Origin of the sequence: Inquilinus sp. 2KB_23 (assembly GCF_052115705.1) — a bacterium.
Taxonomy (GTDB): Bacteria; Pseudomonadota; Alphaproteobacteria; order DSM-16000; family Inquilinaceae; genus Inquilinus; species Inquilinus ginsengisoli_A.
This window is the reverse complement of sequence record NZ_JBFRHF010000028.1, coordinates 1-16,905: the sequence shown is the minus strand read 5'-3', so window position 1 is coordinate 16,905 and position 16,905 is coordinate 1. Positions and strand designations below refer to the sequence as shown.

The 16,905-nt window shown below is 69.7% G+C and carries 18 protein-coding genes; 12 read left to right on the top strand and 6 right to left on the bottom strand.

Annotation, left to right across the window (positions count from 1 at the left end):
- Nucleotides 1-20: 20 nt before the first annotated feature.
- Genes AB4112_RS28685 through AB4112_RS28675 form a run of 3 tightly spaced genes read right to left on the bottom strand, consistent with a single transcriptional unit; the run spans nt 21 to nt 2,748 of the window.
- A complete protein-coding gene (locus AB4112_RS28685; RefSeq protein WP_309794679.1) occupies nt 21-1,049 on the bottom strand; it encodes a ketopantoate reductase family protein in 1,029 nt (342 codons plus the stop codon).
- Nucleotides 1,046-1,747, bottom strand: a complete 702-nt coding sequence (locus tag AB4112_RS28680; RefSeq protein ID WP_441724485.1) for a creatininase family protein — start codon at nt 1,745-1,747, stop codon at nt 1,046-1,048. Before AB4112_RS28680 ends, AB4112_RS28685 begins: the two co-directional genes overlap by 4 nt.
- Nucleotides 1,744-2,748 carry a GntR family transcriptional regulator gene (locus tag AB4112_RS28675; protein ID WP_309794681.1) on the bottom strand — a complete coding sequence of 335 codons (1,005 nt, stop codon included), beginning with the start codon at nt 2,746-2,748 and terminating at the stop codon, nt 1,744-1,746. The genes AB4112_RS28680 and AB4112_RS28675 overlap by 4 nt, the downstream gene beginning before the upstream one ends.
- A gap of 210 nt (nt 2,749-2,958) precedes the next feature.
- Here AB4112_RS28675 and AB4112_RS28670 point away from each other — a divergent pair, with 210 nt between their 5' ends.
- The 8 genes from AB4112_RS28670 to AB4112_RS28635 all read left to right on the top strand — a co-directional run bounded on the left by AB4112_RS28670 (nt 2,959) and on the right by AB4112_RS28635 (nt 11,624).
- Nucleotides 2,959-4,539, top strand: coding sequence for an ABC transporter substrate-binding protein (locus AB4112_RS28670; protein ID WP_441724483.1), 1,581 nt, complete (start codon nt 2,959-2,961; stop codon nt 4,537-4,539).
- Between the two features lie 295 nt (nt 4,540-4,834).
- Nucleotides 4,835-5,773, top strand: coding sequence for an ABC transporter permease (locus AB4112_RS28665; protein WP_441724481.1), 939 nt, complete (start codon nt 4,835-4,837; stop codon nt 5,771-5,773).
- Nucleotides 5,770-6,609, top strand: a complete 840-nt coding sequence (locus AB4112_RS28660; RefSeq protein WP_309794684.1) for an ABC transporter permease — start codon at nt 5,770-5,772, stop codon at nt 6,607-6,609. The genes AB4112_RS28665 and AB4112_RS28660 overlap by 4 nt, the downstream gene beginning before the upstream one ends.
- On the top strand, nt 6,606-7,595 hold the full coding sequence (locus AB4112_RS28655; RefSeq protein ID WP_309794685.1) for an ABC transporter ATP-binding protein: 990 nt from the start codon (nt 6,606-6,608) through the stop codon (nt 7,593-7,595). Before AB4112_RS28660 ends, AB4112_RS28655 begins: the two co-directional genes overlap by 4 nt.
- Nucleotides 7,592-8,623, top strand: coding sequence for an ABC transporter ATP-binding protein (locus AB4112_RS28650; protein ID WP_441724478.1), 1,032 nt, complete (start codon nt 7,592-7,594; stop codon nt 8,621-8,623). Before AB4112_RS28655 ends, AB4112_RS28650 begins: the two co-directional genes overlap by 4 nt.
- Complete coding sequence (locus tag AB4112_RS28645; protein ID WP_441724476.1) at nt 8,613-10,121, top strand: carboxypeptidase M32; 1,509 nt, start codon at nt 8,613-8,615, stop codon at nt 10,119-10,121. Before AB4112_RS28650 ends, AB4112_RS28645 begins: the two co-directional genes overlap by 11 nt.
- 179 nt (nt 10,122-10,300) lie before the next feature.
- Nucleotides 10,301-10,720 carry a VOC family protein gene (locus tag AB4112_RS28640; RefSeq protein WP_309794688.1) on the top strand — a complete coding sequence of 140 codons (420 nt, stop codon included), beginning with the start codon at nt 10,301-10,303 and terminating at the stop codon, nt 10,718-10,720.
- A gap of 148 nt (nt 10,721-10,868) precedes the next feature.
- On the top strand, nt 10,869-11,624 hold the full coding sequence (locus AB4112_RS28635; RefSeq protein WP_441724474.1) for a C13 family peptidase: 756 nt from the start codon (nt 10,869-10,871) through the stop codon (nt 11,622-11,624).
- A gap of 32 nt (nt 11,625-11,656) precedes the next feature.
- Here the strand turns inward: AB4112_RS28635 and AB4112_RS28630 are convergent, their stop codons facing one another.
- Together AB4112_RS28630 and AB4112_RS28625 are read right to left on the bottom strand one after the other, a co-directional pair.
- The gene (locus AB4112_RS28630) at nt 11,657-12,439 is read right to left on the bottom strand and encodes a 3-hydroxybutyrate dehydrogenase (RefSeq protein ID WP_309800605.1); all 783 of its coding nucleotides are present in this window, start codon (nt 12,437-12,439) and stop codon (nt 11,657-11,659) included.
- A 49-nt stretch (nt 12,440-12,488) separates the two neighbouring features.
- The gene (locus tag AB4112_RS28625) at nt 12,489-12,671 is read right to left on the bottom strand and encodes a DUF1192 domain-containing protein (protein ID WP_309800603.1); all 183 of its coding nucleotides are present in this window, start codon (nt 12,669-12,671) and stop codon (nt 12,489-12,491) included.
- 245 nt (nt 12,672-12,916) lie between these two features.
- Between AB4112_RS28625 and AB4112_RS28620 the strand changes: the two genes are divergently transcribed.
- On the top strand, nt 12,917-13,918 hold the full coding sequence (locus AB4112_RS28620) for an NAD(P)H-quinone oxidoreductase (RefSeq protein ID WP_441724472.1): 1,002 nt from the start codon (nt 12,917-12,919) through the stop codon (nt 13,916-13,918).
- Nucleotides 13,919-14,065: 147 nt separating this feature from the next.
- The gene (locus tag AB4112_RS28615; protein ID WP_309800600.1) at nt 14,066-14,662 is read left to right on the top strand and encodes a DUF1013 domain-containing protein; all 597 of its coding nucleotides are present in this window, start codon (nt 14,066-14,068) and stop codon (nt 14,660-14,662) included.
- Between the two features lie 143 nt (nt 14,663-14,805).
- Here AB4112_RS28615 and AB4112_RS28610 read toward each other — a convergent pair whose 3' ends face one another.
- Nucleotides 14,806-14,973: a YdcH family protein gene (locus tag AB4112_RS28610; protein WP_309800598.1), complete on the bottom strand. Its 168-nt coding sequence runs from the start codon at nt 14,971-14,973 to the stop codon at nt 14,806-14,808.
- Between the two features lie 270 nt (nt 14,974-15,243).
- Between AB4112_RS28610 and AB4112_RS28605 the strand changes: the two genes are divergently transcribed.
- Both AB4112_RS28605 and AB4112_RS28600 read left to right on the top strand, forming a co-directional pair.
- Complete coding sequence (locus tag AB4112_RS28605) at nt 15,244-15,981, top strand: acetoacetate decarboxylase (RefSeq protein ID WP_441724469.1); 738 nt, start codon at nt 15,244-15,246, stop codon at nt 15,979-15,981.
- Nucleotides 15,982-16,039: 58 nt separating this feature from the next.
- The coding region (locus AB4112_RS28600; protein WP_441724467.1) for a patatin-like phospholipase family protein at nt 16,040-16,905 on the top strand (866 nt) is incomplete at its 3' end.

Below are 16,905 nucleotides of genomic sequence, written 5' to 3'. Positions count from 1 at the left end.
AGCGAACCCAACCCACGGGGTCACACCGGCGCCGTTTCCAGCTCGTCCAGCAGGGACAGCGCCATGGCGCGCCGCCCGGCCTCGATGTCGTGGATCAGGCCGATCAGCCGGCTCGTGATCGGGGTCGGCACGCCGTGCTGCGCCCCGACCTCGGCCACCGGGCCCAGCTGGGCGTCGACCTCGGTCGGGCGGTGCCGCACCGCCAGGTCGCGCCAGATCCCGGAGTGGCTTTTCGCCGATTTGCGGTTGTGCGCCACCATGTCGTCGAAGGACCGGGTGATCGCCTCGGCCGGCGCGCCCGGGCGGAAGGCGGCGGGGTCGAAGCCGTCGAACGGCTCCAGCCGGATATTCTCGGCCGCGGCGACCGCCCCGACCTCCAACGCCAGCCGGGTCAGCACCGGCCGGTATCGCGGAGACGCCAGCACATCGGCGATCGAGTCCGGCGTCACAGCCGTGCCGAACAGCAGCGCGCCGTAGATCAGCTTGCTCCAGAGATAGCCCCAGATGTTGTCGCTGAGCACCGCGTTGGGCTCGAAGCCCAGCAGCAGGCGGTGCAGCTTCTCGATCCGCGGCGTCCGCTCGCCATCCAGCTCGCCGACCACGACCGCGCCGCGGCCGCCATGCAGGATCACGCCGGGCTCGAGATAGTCGGCGCCGAAATTGACGAAGCTGCCGATGGTCCGGGCCTTGCCGATCCGGGCGGCGATCACCCGTTCGTTCAGCCCGTTCTGCATCGAGACGACATGGCCGCAGCGTGTCAGGTGCGGGACCACGGCCTCCATCGCCGCGGCGGTGTGGTGCGCCTTGACGCACAGGAAGATCTGGTCGAACTCGCCCGTCACCGCATCCGGGGTGACCGCGCGGGCCGCCACCGTGTATTCCGCCAGCGGGCCGGTGATCCGCAGGCCGCTTTCATTGATCGCGGCGACATGGTCGGCGGCCTGGTCGACGAACAGGATGTCGGCCGCGCCGCGCCGGATCAGCGCCGCGCCGATCGAGCCGCCGATCGCGCCGGCGCCCCAGATCAGGATCGGGGTCGCGGTGCTCATGCCCAGGGCCCTTCCATCAGGGCGCGGGTCTCGGCCACCGCCACCGACCACAGCGCCAGCATCTCGGCATCCGACCGCTCGTAGTGGCCGCCGAAATTGCCGTCGCCGAGATAGGCCTTCAGCGCCTCGGGGTCCATCAGCCGCATCCGGGCGAAGTCGATCATCGGCTTGCGCTGGGTCGGCTGGTCGACCCCCGGCAGCCGGGTCCAGGGAAAGTTCTCCATCCACGAGGCGTGCGAGGCCTCGGTGTCGATCTCCTGCACCTTGGCCCAGGTCTGCGGCGCGTTCCACCAGGCGTGGTACTTCACTGCGGCGCCCGGGTTCTCGGTCATCCACTCGATCGCAACCGAATGCGCCGGCTGGTTGCCGCCATGGCCGTTGACCAGCAGGATGCGGCGGAAGCCGGTGCGGTACAGGCTATCGAGGATGTCGCGCACCAGCCTGGCATAGGTCTCGACCCGCAGGCTGACCGTGCCGGGATAGGCCAGGAAATACGGGGTGATGCCGTAGGCCAGGGCCGGGAACACCGGCACGCCCAGCGGCTCCGCCGCCTCGACCGCCACCCGCTCGCTCAGGATGCTATCGACCGACAGGCTCAAGCCCGCATGCTGCTCGGTGCTGCCCAGCGGCAGCACGCACCGGTCGTCATGCTCCAGCCAGGCGGCGACCTGGCTCCAGTTCATCTCGCTGATCTTCACGGCAGGACCTCGCTCGGTTCGGCGGCATTGGGTTCTGAGACGTTCGCGGCCCCGGGCTGCAGCAGGGGCACGATCTGCTGGTCGACATCCACCGGGTCCGGGCTGTGGCGGTACTCGATCGCCCGCACTTCCGGGCGCAGCCGGGGGAGCACGCTTTCGGCGCCGGTGGACAGGACGAGGACATCGGACTGGTCGATCACCGCGTCGAGCGCCGGCGTGCCGAGGGCGGCGGCGACGATGCTGCGCACATGCGGGGCGAAACGCTGGACGCCGGATTTCATGATCGGCAGGAAGTCCGGGAAGCGGGAGGCGATGCCCAGCCGGGTCATCGGGTCCAGCCCGGCCAGCGCCCGCCGAGTCTCTTCCGACGGAATGAAGCGGATCGCCACCACCCGGCTTTCCGGCAGCAAAGCGGCGATCTCGCGCTGTCGGTTGGGGAAGGTCACCACCAGCTCGGCCTCGGCCACGCGCTGTAAGGCCGGCTCGCTGGTCTTCAGCTCGTCCAGGGTCAGCGGCTCGACCGTCACGCCGGAGGGCAGCCGGGCCTGGATCGCCCGGGCATAAGCGCGGGTGGCGTCGGCGAACAGGCCGAGCATGATGATGCTGCGGGCGCGCCGCCGCTGCTCGCGCCGGGCCAGCCGCGCCTGGACCATGCCGGCGAAATCGGCGGGCTTCAGGCCGATCGCCGCAGCGTCGTCGATCAGGTGGTCGAGCCGGCGCTGGACATCGGCCATCTGCGCCTGCGGCCGGCCACCCAGGCCGCGATCGCCACCGACGAAGCTGCCCAGGCCTGAGCGGGTCTCGATCAGCCCGGCCTCGCGCAGGCCGCGATAGACCTGGGCCACCGTCATCGGCGCCACCTTCAGCGTGTCCGCCAATTCGCGCACCGAGGGCAGCCGCTCGCCCGGCGACAGCTCGCCGCAGGCGATGCCGTATTCGATCAGGCCTCGGACCTGGACCCCGAGAGGCACCGGCAATTCGCGATCGATGTGCAGCTTCATGGCGATATGGGATATTCCCTGTTCCAATCGACTAGCACACTCAGCTCAAGACCAGCAATCCCGATCCCCGGATGCGACATTTTTTTGCAATGATTTCCCACTATCGCAACGAGTTGATCGATTGACACCGTCGGCATCCCGGCGCTAGCGTTCTAGAACGCCAGAACACTTGGCGATCCGGGAGGCTTTCACAAAACTGCGGAGGTCGTGATGAGGATGCTGCTGAGAGCGGCAGTGGCGGCGGTGTTGCTGGCTGGCACGAGTGCGGCGGCGCTGGCGGTCGAGCGCGGCGGGGAGATGCGGTACGGGCGCTATGCCGACAGCCTATTCCTCGACCCGGTGCTGAACGACGCCAATGTCGATATCTGGATCCTGACCAATCTCTACGACACGCTGCTGCAGCCCTCGGCCGACGGGCTCTCGGTGGAACCCGGCCTGGCCACCGCCTGGACGGTGTCCGACGACGGGCTGTCGGTGACGCTGACCCTGCGCGAGGGCACCAAGTTCTCCGACGGCAAGCCGATCACCGCCGAGGATGTGAAGTGGTCGCTGGATCGGGCGCGCAACCCGAAGAACGGCGCCTGGAACAGCTTGGTCGCCTCGATCGGCGAGGTGGTGGTGCAGGACCCGAAGACGGTGGTGCTGAAGCTGCAGCATCCCGACCCGGCGATCACCGCCGCGCTGTCGACCTTCAACACCGGCATCATGCCGAAGGCGGCGTTCGAAGCGACGCCGGGCGCCACCGACGACGAGAAGGCGCATGCCTTCGCCGAACACCCGATCGGATCCGGCCCCTTCGCCTTCGACAAGTGGGAGCGCGGGTCGTCGATGCATCTCGTCCGCAACCCCTACTACTGGAAGCAGGGCGAGGACGGGAAGCCCCTGCCCTATCTCGACGGGGTCGATTTCCAGATCATCCCGGACGATGCCACCCGCATCCTGAAGCTGCAGTCGGGTGAGTTGGACGGCGCCGAGTTCATCCCCTATGCCCGCGTCGCCGAGTTGCAGGCCGATCCGGACCTGCAGATGCAGCTCTATCCCTCGACCCGGGTCCAGTACATCGTCACCAATGTCCGGCCGAAGCTGGCCGACGGGTCCGACAACCCGCTGGCGAAGGAGAAGGTGCGGCAGGCGCTGAACTACGCCATCGACAAGGATGCGATCATCCAGATCGTGACCCACGGCATCGGCAAGCCGCAGACCTCCTACATGGCGTCGACCACGCTGTACCACACCGGCGACGCGCCGCTGTATCCGGTCGACGCCGCCAAGGCGAAGCAGCTGCTGACCGAGGCCGGCTATCCCGACGGCTTCTCCACCAGCGTGATGGCGCTGCCGGGCAACCAGGACCAGCTCGGCATCGGCGCCGCGGTGCAGCAGATGTGGGCGGCGGTGGGCGTGAAGCTGGAGATCGACCAGGTCGACAACGCCACCCTGACCGACCGCTACCGCAAGGGCAATTTCTCGATGCGGATGGCGGCCTGGACCGACGACCTGAACGACCCCAGCGAGATCACCTCCTACTTCGCCTATTCGCCGGTCATCGACGCCCTGCATTCGGGCTGGAAGAACGACGAGGTCGACAAGCTGTTCGAGGCCTCGCAGAAGGAGAGCGATCCCAAGAAGCGGGCCGAGGACTACGCCCAGATCCAGAAGATCTACACCGCGTCCGGCCCGGTCTTGTACCTCTACGAGACGCCCTATCCGGTGGCGCTGCGCAAGAACGTGCAGGGCTTCGTCCAGATCCCGCTCGGCAACAATATCTTCGCCGGCGCCTATCTGGCGAAGTGATGCGGGTGCATAGGTTGAGCCGACAAGGCTGTTTCAGGACCGATCCTTCCGGATTTCTGAGTCCCCCCTCCCCTCGCGGGAGGGGGTTAGGGGGAGGGGGTTCTCGCGTCCGGCGCCCTCTGTCCCGACAGGAGCCGGATCTCGACACGCCTCGTTCCTGCAGCATTGCCTCTCTTCGATCGACAGCCCCCTCCCCCTACCCCCCWCCCGCAAGGGGAGGGGGGACACCAAAGGGCGGCACCGAGAGGGAACGGAATTCGTCCCGCCCTGACCGTCGAGACCGGAGGCGCGGCCGGTGCCGAACCTGAACTATGTCGCCAAACGGCTGATCCAGCTGGTGCCGACGCTGGCCCTGGTGCTGCTGGTGATCTTCGTCCTGGTGCGGCTGCTGCCGGGCGACCCGACCAGCGCCATGCTGGGCGACCGCGCCACCGATGCCGACATCGCGCGGCTGAACGCCCAGCTCGGCCTCGACCGGTCGATCCCGATGCAGTTCCTGCTGTTCCTGGAGCGCATCGTGCAGGGCGACCTCGGCACCTCGATCCATCTCAAGGTGCCGGTGATGCAGCTGATCCTCGACCGCATGCCGGTGACCCTGGCGCTGACCGGCTTCGCGGCGCTGCTGGCCGTGTTGATGGCGGTGCCGCTGGCCTTCGTCGCGGCGATGCGGCGCGGCCGTTCGGCCGACACCGCGATCCGCGGCGCCTTCCAGATCGGGCTGTCGATGCCGATCTTCTATCTCGGCCTGGTGCTGCTGACCGTGTTCGCGGCGCAGCTGCGCTGGTTCCCGGTCGGCGGCTACGGCGACAGCTGGGCCGACCGCGCCTGGCACCTGTTCCTGCCGGCGCTGACCCTGGCGCTGAGCCTGTCCGCCGTGCTGATGCGCAACCTGCGCGCCTCGATCATCGAGGTGCTGGGCGCGGAGTATGTCGATTTCGCCCGGTCCAAAGGCCTGGCGGCCCGGCTGGTGCTGGGCCGCCACGTGCTGCGCAACGCCCTGATCTCGACCGTCACCCTGTTCGGCCTGTCGGTCGGCACCCTGATCGGCGGCGCGGTGATCACCGAGACGGTGTTCGCCATTCCCGGCGCCGGGCGGCTGATGATCGACAGCATCTACGGCCGCGACTATCCCGTGGTGCAGGGCCTGACCATGGCCATGGCCGTGCTGGTGTCGCTGGTGTTCCTGGCCACCGACCTGGTGCAGGCCGCGCTCGACCCCCGGGTGAAGGCATGACCGCGCTCGGCCTCGCCCCGACCCGGTCCCGCAAGCGGATCTCGCCGGCGCTGCTGGCCGGGATCGTGATCCTCGGCCTCAGCTTGGCTCTGGCGATCGCGCCCGCCCTGATCGCGCCCTACGACCCCACCGCCTTCGACTACCGCGCCCTGCTGAAGCCGCCGAGCTGGGCCCATCCCTTCGGCACCGACAATTTCGGCCGCGACATCCTGAGCCGGGTGATCTGGGCCTACCGCATCGACATGCAGATCGCGCTGTTCGCCACCCTGTTCCCGGTGGTGTTCGGCACCGCGGCCGGGGCGCTGGTCGGCTATTACGGCGGGATCTGGGAACCGATCTTCGGCCGCATCGTCGACGTGGTCATCACCTTCCCCTTCCTGGTGCTGGTGATCGCCATCGTCGCCGTGCTGGGCCCCGGGCTGCTCAACATGTACATCGCGGTCAGCGCCGTCGGCTGGGTGTTCTACGCCCGGCTGATCGCCGCCGAGATCAAGGTGCAGAACCGGCTGGACTACGCCGCCGCCGGCCGGGTCATGGGCTATGGCGACGCCCGCATCATCCTGCGCCACCTGCTGCCCAACGCGGTCTCGCCGGTGCTGGTCTACTGGATGACCGACATGGCGCTGGCGATCCTGCTCGGCGCCAGCCTGGGCTATCTCGGCCTCGGCGCCCAGCCGCCCGCCGCCGAATGGGGCCTGTTGATCGCCGACGGTAAGAACTTCATGTCCCAGGCCTGGTGGATCACCATCTTCCCCGGCGTCGCCATCGTGATCACCGGCTTCGGCTTCAGCCTGCTGGGCGACGGCGTGGCCGACCTGCTGCGGCCCGAGACATGACCGACACCGTCCTCTCGATCCGCGGCCTGACCGCGAGCTTCCCGACGTCACGGGGCGAGGCCGCGGCCGTGGCCGGCGTCGACCTCGACCTGCGCGCCGGCGAGGTGCTGGGGCTGGTCGGCGAATCCGGGTCGGGCAAGAGCGTCACCCTGCGCGCCATCCTCGGGCTGGTGCGGCCGCCGGTGCGGATCGCCGGTCAGGTGCTGTGGCAGGGCCGCGACCTGCTGACCCTGCCGCCCGCGGCGCTGCGCCGGGTGCGCGGCGGCGAGATCGCGACCATCTTCCAGGAGCCGATGACGGCGCTGAACCCGGTGCTGCCGATCGGGCTGCAGATCGACGAGAGCCTGCGGGCGCACACCCAGCTGGGCCGCCGGGCGCGGCACGACCGGGCGCGCGAACTGCTGGACCTTGTCGGCATTCCCGCCGCCGCCAAGCGCCTCGACGACTACCCCCACCAGTTCTCCGGCGGCATGCGCCAGCGGGCGATGATCGCCATCGCCCTGGCCTCGGAGCCCCAACTGCTGCTGGCGGACGAGCCGACCACGGCGCTGGATGTCACCATCCAGGACCAGATCCTGACCCTGCTGCTGCAGCTGCGCGACCGGCTGGGGATGAGCGTGATCCTGGTGACCCACGACCTCGGCGTGGTGGCGCAGAGCTGCGACCGCATGGCGGTGATGTATGCCGGGCGGGTGGTCGAGACCGGGCCGGTGGCGGATGTGTTCCGGCAGCCCCGCCACGCCTATACGCTGGGCCTGCTGAATTCGGTGCCGCGCGGCGACGGTCCCCGCCAGCCGCTGCAGTCGATCGAGGGATCGCCGCCGTCGCTGACCGACCGGCCGCCCGGCTGCGCCTTCGCCCCGCGCTGCGCCTTCGCCACGCCGTATTGCCGGGCGGAGCTGCCCGTGCTGACCGCAGCGGGCCATGATGCCGCCGTCGCCTGTTTCGAGACCGACCGCGTTTCCGCGGCCCGGGGGGCCGCATGACCGCGCCGCTGCTGGAAGTCTCCGGCCTGACCAAGCGCTTCCGGATGGACCGGACGATCGGCGACACGCTGCGCCGCAAGCCCCACCCGGCGGTGCATGCGCTGAACGGCGTCGACCTGTCGGTGCGGCGCGGCGAGACCCTGGGCATCGTCGGCGAATCCGGCAGCGGCAAATCCACCCTCGCCCGCTGCATCGTCCGGCTGATCGAGGCCGACGAGGGCACGCTGCGCTATGACGGCGTCGACATCCGGACATTGGCCGGAAGCGACCGCCGCGCCTTCAACCGCCGCGTCCAGATGGTGTTCCAGGACCCGCGCGGGTCACTGAACCCGCGCATGACGGTGCGCCAGACCCTGGCCGAGGCGCTGACCGTCCACCGCATGCGCCCGAAGGCCGGGATCCCGGACCGCATCGCCGAGCTGATGGAGCTGGTACGGCTGCCGCCCGAGGCGGCCGACCGCTATCCCCATGAGTTCTCCGGCGGCCAGCGCCAGCGCATCGGCATCGCCCGCGCCCTGTCGGTCGAGCCGGAATGCCTGATCGCGGACGAGCTGGTCTCGGCCCTCGACGTCTCGGTCCAGGCCCAGGTGGTGAACCTGCTGCTGGAGCTGCAGCAGCGGCTGGGCCTGACCATCCTGTTCGTGGCGCATGACCTGCGGCTGGTCCGCCACCTCTCGCACCGGGTGGCGGTGATGTATCTCGGCAGCATCGTCGAGACGGCGGAGACCGAGGCGCTGTTCGCGGCGCCGCAGCACCCCTACACCCAGGCGCTGCTGGCCGCCGCCCCCGACCTCGACCCCACCAAGCGGCACCGCGTCCCCGCCGCGAAGGGCGAGCTGCCCAGCCCGGTGAACCTGCCCAGCGGCTGCACCTTCCATCCGCGCTGCCCTTACGCCTTCGACCGCTGCCGCCGCGAAGCGCCGCTGCCGCGCCCGACCGCGACCGGCACCGCCGCCTGCCATCTGCTGGACCAGGCGGCGCCGGCCGCGGCGCCGAACCGACAGGAGATCCCCGCCCATGGGCTATGACCGTTTCGTCGCGGAATCCGGCCGGGTGAACGACGTGCTGAACGCCGTCAACCTGCTGACCTGGGACGCCCGCACCCAGATGCCGGCCGGCGGCACCGCCTCGCGCGGCCAGCAGATCGCCACCCTGACCTCGCTGGCCCGGGGGATCGTGACCGGCCCGGCGATGCGCGATGCCCTGGCCGCGGCCTGGGACGAGGTCGCGGCCGAGCCGGAGGACAGCCGGCGCCGCCGCGCCGTGGCGGCGATGCAGGAGGGGCTGGCCGCGCTGGACCGCATCCCCGAGCCGCTGCTGCATGAGGCCGCACTTTTGAAGACCGAGGCGCAGGCCGCCTGGGTGGCGGCGCGGGCCCGGTCCGACTTCCCGGCCTTCCGGCCCTATCTGGAGCGCAGCTTCGCCCTGCAGCGCCGCGTCGCCGACGCGCTGGGCTGGGCCGAGCACCCCTATGACGCGCTGGTGGCGCAGTACGAGCCCGGCATGACGCTGGGCCGGCTGCGCCCCCTGTTCGCCGCGCTGCGCAGCCGCCTGGTGCCGCTGATCGCCCGGGCCCAGGCCCGGCCGGCACCGCGGCGCGACTTCCTCGAGCGCGACTATCCCGTCGACCGGCAGAAGGCCTTCGCCCGGACCCTGACCGAGCTGGTCGGCTTCGACTACGGCCGCGGCCGGCTGGACGAAGCGGTGCACCCGTTCGAGATTTCGTTCACCCGCGGCGATGTCCGCATCACCTCGCGCTACCGGCCGAACTTCCTGCCCGCCGGCCTGTTCGCCGCGCTGCACGAGGCCGGGCACGGCCTGTACGAGCAGGGCATCGACCCGGAGCTCGGCCGGTCGGTGCTGGCGACCGACATCGTCAACCTCTACGCCGTCGGCGGCGCCAGCTTCGGCCTGCACGAATCCCAGTCGCGGCTGCTGGAGAACCGGGTCGGCCGGTCCCGCCGCTTCTGGGACCTGCATTTCCCGCTGCTGCGCGACGCCTTCCCGCAGCAGCTGGCCGACGTCTCGGCCGAGGAGTTCTGGCGCGCGGTCAACCTGGTGCGGCCCGGCCTGATCCGGGTCGAGGCCGACGAGCTGACCTACGACCTGCACATCATGCTGCGCGTCGAGCTGGAGGCGGCGGTGATCGCCGGCGACCTGACCGTGGCCGACCTGCCCGCCGCCTGGGCCGGGCGGATGCGCGACGATTTGGGCCTGGAGGTGCCGGACGATGCCCGCGGCGTGCTGCAGGACATCCACTGGTCGACCGGCTATGTCGGGTCGTTCCCGACCTACACCCTGGGCAATGTGATGGCGTCGCAGCTGTTCGCGGTGGCGGAGCGGGATCCCGCGGTCGCGGGCGGGCTGGAGGCCGGCGACTATACCCCGTTGCGGCTGTGGCTGAACCAGGCGGTGCACCGCCATGGCCGCTCGCGCCTGCCGGAGGAGATCCTGCGGGCCGCCACCGGCGGCGGCCTCGACCCCGCGCCCTACCTCGCCTATCTCGAGGCGAAGCACGGCAGCTGAGGCCCGCGGCCCGCGGTCACATCGATGTCACTTGTCAGACTTGTTCCGTGCGACAATTGTATCGCGGTCACGACTCCGGCCATCCCCAGCGGCTGCGCGCCAGCCCATGGCCGGATCACGTCGACCCGAAGTCCAGACCTGTCATATCGCCGAATCCGTCGTTTCCCGGGAGGAATGGGATGAAATATCTGCACACCATGGTCCGCGTCACCGACCTGGAGCAGTCGCTGCACTTCTATCGCGACCTGCTGGGCCTGAAGGAGACCCGCCGCATCGAGAACGAGAAGGGCCGCTTCACCCTGATCTTCCTCGCGCCCCCGGGCCAGGAGGACGCACCGGTCGAGCTGACCTACAACTGGGACCCGGAGACCTACACCGGCGGCCGCAACTTCGGCCACCTGGCCTATGAGGTCGACGACATCTACGAATTCTGCGACCGCGTCCAGAAGGCCGGCGTCACCATCAACCGGCCGCCGCGCGACGGCCATATGGCCTTCATCCGCTCGCCCGACAACATCTCGATCGAGATCCTGCAGAAGGGCGGATCGAAGCCGGCCGCCGAGCCCTGGGCGTCGATGCCAAACACCGGCGTCTGGTAAGGTCAGCTCCGTCCCCTTCTTCCTGTCATTGCCCGGCTTGACCGGGCAATCCAGGGGCCACAAAGAGCCGCTCTGGCCGCCCCTGGATGCCACGGTCAAGCCGTGGCATGACAGACGGAGGGGGATGGCCATGGTCTGGAGGGCTGGAATGACATCGCCGCTGCGCATCGCCGGCCTGACCCTGCTGGCGCTGCTGTCCGGCTGCGCCAGCCAGGCCGCCACGCCCTCCCCGCCCCCGGCCGCCGCGACCGCCGACGCGCCGCTGCGCTGGAAGGCGCTGCTGGTGGCGGGCGACGACGCCGAGCCGGTGTTCGACAACGGCGTCGACGCGCTGCAGCGCAAGCTGCGGTCCTTCGGCATCCCTGCCGCCGACATCGCCGTGCTGAAGGCCGACGCCCGGCGGCCCGGGGCTGTCATGACCGGGACCAATTTCGAGGCGCAGATGGCCCGGCTGGCCGGCCCGGCCACCACCGGATGCTTCGTCTATATCACCTCGCACGGCGCCCATGGCTACGGGCTGGTCTCGGCCCGCGACGATGCGGTGATCCCGCCCGCCTGGCTCGCCGGCCTGCTGGCTGAGGCGTGTGCCAGGCGGCCGACCGTGCTGGTCACCTCCGGCTGCTATTCCGGCCTCTACACCGACACGCCGGCGCTGACCACGCCGGACCGCATCGTGCTGACCGCGGCGCGGGCCGACCGGCCATCCTTCGGCTGCGGCGCCGGCGACCGCTACACCTATTACGACCAGTGCTTCCTGGCCTCGCTGAAGCGCGGCGCGGCCTGGACCGCGATCGCCGCCGATGTCGCCGGCTGCGTCGCCCGGCGCGAGCGGGCGGAGAACTTCCCGGCGTCGGAGCCGCAATCGGCCTTCGGCCGCGACGTCGCCGGCCTGACCGCGTTCTGAGGGCGAGGCTCGATCGGCCGAGGCCACCTCTCCTACTGCGCGGTCCAGCCGCCATCGACGGAGATGGCGGTGCCGGTGATCTGGTCGGCGGCCGGCGAGCACAGGAAGGCGACGGTGGCGCCCAGCTGCTCCGGCGTCACGAAGGTCATCGAGGGCTGCTTCTCGCCCAGCAGCTGCTTGGTCGCGTCGTCCTGGCTGATCTTCTTGTCCGCGGCGATCGCGGCGATCTGCTTCTCGACCAGCGGCGTCAGCACCCAGCCGGGGCAGACCGCGTTGCAGGTGATGCCGTTGCCGGCATTCTCCAGCCCCACCACCTTGGTCAGCCCGACCAGCCCGTGCTTGGCCGCGACATAGGCCGCCTTGTGGGTCGAGGCCACCAGGCCATGCGCCGAGGCGATGTTGATGATCCGGCCCCAGCCCTGCCGCTTCATCTCAGGGATCGCCGCGGCGATGCCGTGGAACGCCGCCGACAGGTTGATCGCCAGGATCGCGTCCCACTTCTCGGCCGGGAACTCCTCGACCGGGGCGGTGAACTGGATGCCGGCGTTGTTCACCAGGATGTCGACCCGGCCGAGCTTCTTGACCGTCGCGGCGACCAGGCCGCGCACCGCGTCGCCCTTCGACATGTCGGCGCCGTCATAGACCGCGCGCACGCCATGCTCGCGCTCGATCCCGGCGCGGATCGCCTCGATCTCGCCGGCATCGCCGAAGCCGTTCAGCACGATGTCCGCGCCCTGGCCGGACAGCACCTTGGCGATGCCCAGGCCAATGCCGCTGGTCGATCCGGTGACGATCGCAACCTTGCCCTTCAACATGGGGTCCGTTCCTTACGCTTGCAGGGGTGTCGTGGGGGTGGGGGGCGGTTCAGCGCTTGAACAGCGAGTCCGCCACCGATTTGTGGCTTTGCTTGCCGGCGATCACGCCGCGGGCGCGGGCGATCTCGGCCTCCAGCTCGGCAACATAGGCTTCGAGATCGGCGACCGACAGCGCGTCGAGCGGCTTCAGCGGCGCCTTGCGGTTGCGGGGTTCGAGGTCTTCCGGGTCCATCGCCATCTCCTTCGGCCACGCTCTCAGGCAGCGGATGGACAATCCTCGCGGGCGGCGCGAGGATCGGCAAGCCTGGAGCGCAGTCGCGCGCCCCGGGCTTCGCACCAGAGTCGACGGGCGACCTTAGGCCGCGCCATGCGACGACCGGATTACGACCGCGTGACATTTCGGTCATGATCCCCGCGGTCATGACCCGCTTGGTCATGATCCGCACGCGCCCACCCCCGCAGCCGGAAGCCAAGCCGATGACGAGCGCCCTGCCCCAGACCATGACCGCGATCGCGATCGAGACCCCCGGCGGGCCGGAGGTGCTGAAGCCCGTGCCGCTGCCCGTGCCGGTGCCGGGCGCCGGCGAGGTCCTGATCAAGGTCGCCGCCGCCGGGGTGAACCGGCCCGACGTGCTGCAGCGCCGCGGCCATTACAACCCGCCGCCGGGCGCCAGCCCGCTGCCGGGGCTGGAGGTCGCCGGCCACGTCGCCGCGGTCGGGTCCGGCGTGACCGGCTGGTCGGTCGGCGACACGGTCTGCGCCCTGGTCGCGGGCGGCGGCTATGCCGAATACTGCGTCGCCCCGGCACCGCAATGCCTGCCGGTGCCGCAGGGCCTGACGATGACCGAGGCGGCGGCGCTGCCCGAGACCTTCTTCACCGTCTGGACCAACGTGTTCGAGCGCGGCCGGCTGCAGACCGGCGAGCGCTTCCTGGTGCATGGCGGGTCGAGCGGCATCGGCACCACCGCGATCCAGCTGGCCAAGGCCTGGGGCGCCATCGTCTTCGTCACCGCCGGCAGCGCCGAGAAGTGCCGGGCCTGCCTCGACCTCGGCGCCGATGTCGCCATCGACTACCGCACCCAGGATTTCGTCGCCGAGATCAAGCAGGCCACCGGCGGCCGCGGCGTCGACCTGATCCTGGACATGGTCGGCGGCGACTACATCGCCCGCAACATCGACGTGCTGGCGGTCGACGGCCGGCAGGTCAGCATCGCCTTCCAGAAGGGGGCGAAGGTCGAGCTCGACCTGCAGAAGGTGATGGTCAAGCGCCTGACCCTGACCGGATCGACCCTGCGGCCGCGCAGCGTGGCCGAAAAGGGCGCCATCGCGGCGGCCTTGCTGGCCGAGGTTTGGCCGCTGATCGAGGCCGGGCGGATCCGGCCGCTGGTGCACGCCACCTTCCCGCTGGCCCGGGCGGCGGAGGCCCATGCGCTGATGGAAAGCAGCACGCATGTCGGCAAGATCGTACTCCTTGCTTGACTTGGGCGCGCATCATCCCTAGGTCGAGCACAGTGGGCGGCGCCGCGCCGACCCCGCTCCCCTCCCTTACGTCCGAGTGCGAGAGGACAGGTCGGCCGCCTCGGCCGGTCGCGGCGGGATCGCTTTGCGCAGAGGAGAACACGGGCGATGAACAAACAACCCCTGATGCCGAAGGCGACCGCCGTCTGGCTCGTTGAGAACACGTCGCTGAGCTTCGACCAGATCGCCGCCTTCTGCGGCCTGCACGAGCTGGAGATCCGGGCGATCGCCGACGGCGAGGTCGCGATCGGCATGGTCGGGCTGGACCCGCTGACCAGCGGCCAGCTGACCCAGGCCGAGATCGAGCGCTGCCAGGCCGACCCGAACGCCCGGCTGCGCATGGCCATCGCCGACATCCCGATGCCGGTCGCCCGTTCCAAGGGCCCGCGCTACACCCCGGTGACCAAGCGCGGCGACAAGCCGGACGCCATCGCCTATCTGCTGAAGGAGCATCCCGAGCTGTCGGATGCCCAGATCTGCAAGCTGATCGGCACCACCAAGCCGACCATCCAGGCGATCCGCGACAAGTCGCATTGGAATTCGCCGAACCTGAAGCCGCGCAGCCCGGTGATGGTGGGACTGTGCACCTATCTGGAGCTGGACGCCGCCCTGACCAAGGCCCGCGCCCACCTGCCGCCGGGCGCGGTCCCGACGCCGACCGTCTCCTACGGCGACGACGAGTCCGAGGACGGCCGCGAAGATTAGCCTGATCTGGCGGGTAGAGGCACCGTTCCGCCGGGTCCGTCGGAACGGGATCTGCCCAGGGGGCCGACTCGGGATCCGAAACGACAAAGGCGGCGCCCCCCAGCGCCGCCTTTGAGAATCAGGAGATCCCTGGGATCTCTTCGTCAGGCGTGGTGCAACCGCGCCATCTCGTCCTTCAGTCTCAGCTTTTCCTTCTTGAGCCGCAGAACCTCGATCTCGTCGGGTAGCGGTCGATGGATCGCGTCTTCCAGGTTACGATCCAGGGCGGCATGCTTTGTCCGAAGCGCTTCCATACGCTCTGCAACAGCCATATCTCGCTCCTCTGTTAAAAGCTGGACGGTGGTTCAGGCCCCTCCTATTTCCGATATGTTACGCCGCGATGGCGTATGCAAGTCAACGAGGCTTCTATTCCTGACCGCAGGGGGGAGGCATTCGGTCGCTGGGGGATCAGTGGTCGCAGGCCAGGGCCATTGACCATGACCTGCCGCGTGAAATTTCCTTAACGCCACGCTTTCCGCTTCCCGCACCGGTCCGCTCGGCTCATTTTGTGCGGCGCACAACGAACCGAGGAACCGACCACGATGGATCGTGAGACCGTGCGGAAGACCGCCTTCGCCATGCCGCTGACCAGCCCGGCCTTCCCTCCCGGGCCGTACCGTTTCGTCAACCGCCAGTACTTCATCATCCGCTACCGCACCGACCCCGAGGCCCTGCGCCGGGTGGTGCCGGAGCCGCTGGAGATCGTCGAGCCGGTGGTGAACTACGAGTTCATCCGCATGCCGGATTCGACCGGCTTCGGCGACTACACCGAAAGCGGCCAGGTCATCCCGGTGCGCTATCAGGGCCAGCTCGGCGGCTACACCCACCAGATGTTCCTGAACGACCATCCGCCGATCGCCGGCGGGCGCGAGCTGTGGGGCTTCCCCAAGAAGCTGGCACAGCCGACCCTGGCGGTCGAGACCGACACGCTGGTCGGCACCCTGAACTACGGGTCGATCCGCATCGCCACCGGCACCATGGGCTACAAGCACCGCACCCTGGACCTCGCGGCGGAGACCAAGGGCCTGGGCGCGCCGAACTTCCTGCTCAAGATCATCCCGCATGTCGACGGCACCGCGCGGATCTGCGAGCTGGTGAAGTACTATCTCGAGGACATCACCGTGAAGGGTGCCTGGACCGGCCCCGCCGCCCTCAACCTGTACCCGCACGCGCTGGCGCCGATCGCCGAGTTGCCGGTGCTGGAGGTGCTGTCGGCGAAGCATCTGGTCGCCGATTTGACGCTCGGCCTCGGCACCGTGGTGCACGACTACCTGGCCTGACACGGCCGATTCTTTAGGATGGGGCCGGAGATCATCCGGCCGCGAGGAGACTGTCTCGATGCGAGGCGTGAAGCAGAAGCAGGCCCGGAGCGCGCCGGGGCAGGTCGGCCTGCCGGCCTATGACGTGGTGGCGCTGGTGCTGCAGGGCGGCGGTGCCCTGGGCGCCTATCAGGCCGGGGTCTATGAGGGGCTGCACGAGGCCGGCATCCGGCCGACCTGGCTGGCTGGCATCTCGATCGGCGCGCTCAACACCGCGGTCATCGCCGGATCGCCCGAATCCCAGCGGGTCGACCGCCTGCGCGAGTTCTGGGAGACGATCTGCGCCGTGCCGGTGGAATGGCCGGCCACCGGCGGCCTGGCCGAAAACCTGCCCTTCGCCTTCGACCTGCGGTCGGCCCACAACACCGCGGCGGCGCTGCGGGCGCTGTTCCAGGGCCAGCCCGGCTTCTTCAAGCCGCGCTTCCCGCCGCCCTACCTCTCGCCCTTCGCCGGCGACGCCGCCACCAGCTTCTACGACACCGCGCCGCTGCGCGACACGCTGGAGCGGCTGATCGACTTCGACCGGCTGAACTCCGGCGAGATGCGGGTCAGCGTCGGCGCGGTCAATGTCCGCAGCGGCAACTTCACCTATTTCGACACGACTGAGCGCCGCCTGGGGCCGGAGCATTTCATGGCCTCCGGCGCCCTGCCGCCCGGCTTCCCCGCCATCGAGATCGACGGCGAGCACTACTGGGACGGCGGCGTGGTCTCCAACACCCCCCTGTCCTATGTGCTGTCGACCGAGCCGCGGCGCGACACCCTGACCTTCCAGGTCGATCTGTGGTCGGCCAAGGGCCGGCTGCCCGACGACCTGATGGAGGTGTCGAGCCGGCAGAAGGACATCCAGTATTCCAGCCGCACCCGCGCCATCACCACCTACATGAT

Coding starts and splice junctions, on each gene's coding strand:
- AB4112_RS28685 (WP_309794679.1), bottom strand. CDS start 1,049: ATGAGCACCGCGACCCCGATCCTGATCTGGGGCGCCGGCGCGATCGGC.
- AB4112_RS28675 (WP_309794681.1), bottom strand. CDS start 2,748: ATGAAGCTGCACATCGATCGCGAATTGCCGGTGCCTCTCGGGGTCCAG.
- AB4112_RS28670 (WP_441724483.1), top strand. CDS start 2,959: ATGAGGATGCTGCTGAGAGCGGCAGTGGCGGCGGTGTTGCTGGCTGGC.
- AB4112_RS28660 (WP_309794684.1), top strand. CDS start 5,770: ATGACCGCGCTCGGCCTCGCCCCGACCCGGTCCCGCAAGCGGATCTCG.
- AB4112_RS28655 (WP_309794685.1), top strand. CDS start 6,606: ATGACCGACACCGTCCTCTCGATCCGCGGCCTGACCGCGAGCTTCCCG.
- AB4112_RS28650 (WP_441724478.1), top strand. CDS start 7,592: ATGACCGCGCCGCTGCTGGAAGTCTCCGGCCTGACCAAGCGCTTCCGG.
- AB4112_RS28645 (WP_441724476.1), top strand. CDS start 8,613: ATGGGCTATGACCGTTTCGTCGCGGAATCCGGCCGGGTGAACGACGTG.
- AB4112_RS28640 (WP_309794688.1), top strand. CDS start 10,301: ATGAAATATCTGCACACCATGGTCCGCGTCACCGACCTGGAGCAGTCG.
- AB4112_RS28635 (WP_441724474.1), top strand. CDS start 10,869: ATGACATCGCCGCTGCGCATCGCCGGCCTGACCCTGCTGGCGCTGCTG.
- AB4112_RS28630 (WP_309800605.1), bottom strand. CDS start 12,439: ATGTTGAAGGGCAAGGTTGCGATCGTCACCGGATCGACCAGCGGCATT.
- AB4112_RS28625 (WP_309800603.1), bottom strand. CDS start 12,671: ATGGACCCGGAAGACCTCGAACCCCGCAACCGCAAGGCGCCGCTGAAG.
- AB4112_RS28620 (WP_441724472.1), top strand. CDS start 12,917: ATGACGAGCGCCCTGCCCCAGACCATGACCGCGATCGCGATCGAGACC.
- AB4112_RS28615 (WP_309800600.1), top strand. CDS start 14,066: ATGAACAAACAACCCCTGATGCCGAAGGCGACCGCCGTCTGGCTCGTT.
- AB4112_RS28610 (WP_309800598.1), bottom strand. CDS start 14,973: ATGGCTGTTGCAGAGCGTATGGAAGCGCTTCGGACAAAGCATGCCGCC.
- AB4112_RS28605 (WP_441724469.1), top strand. CDS start 15,244: ATGGATCGTGAGACCGTGCGGAAGACCGCCTTCGCCATGCCGCTGACC.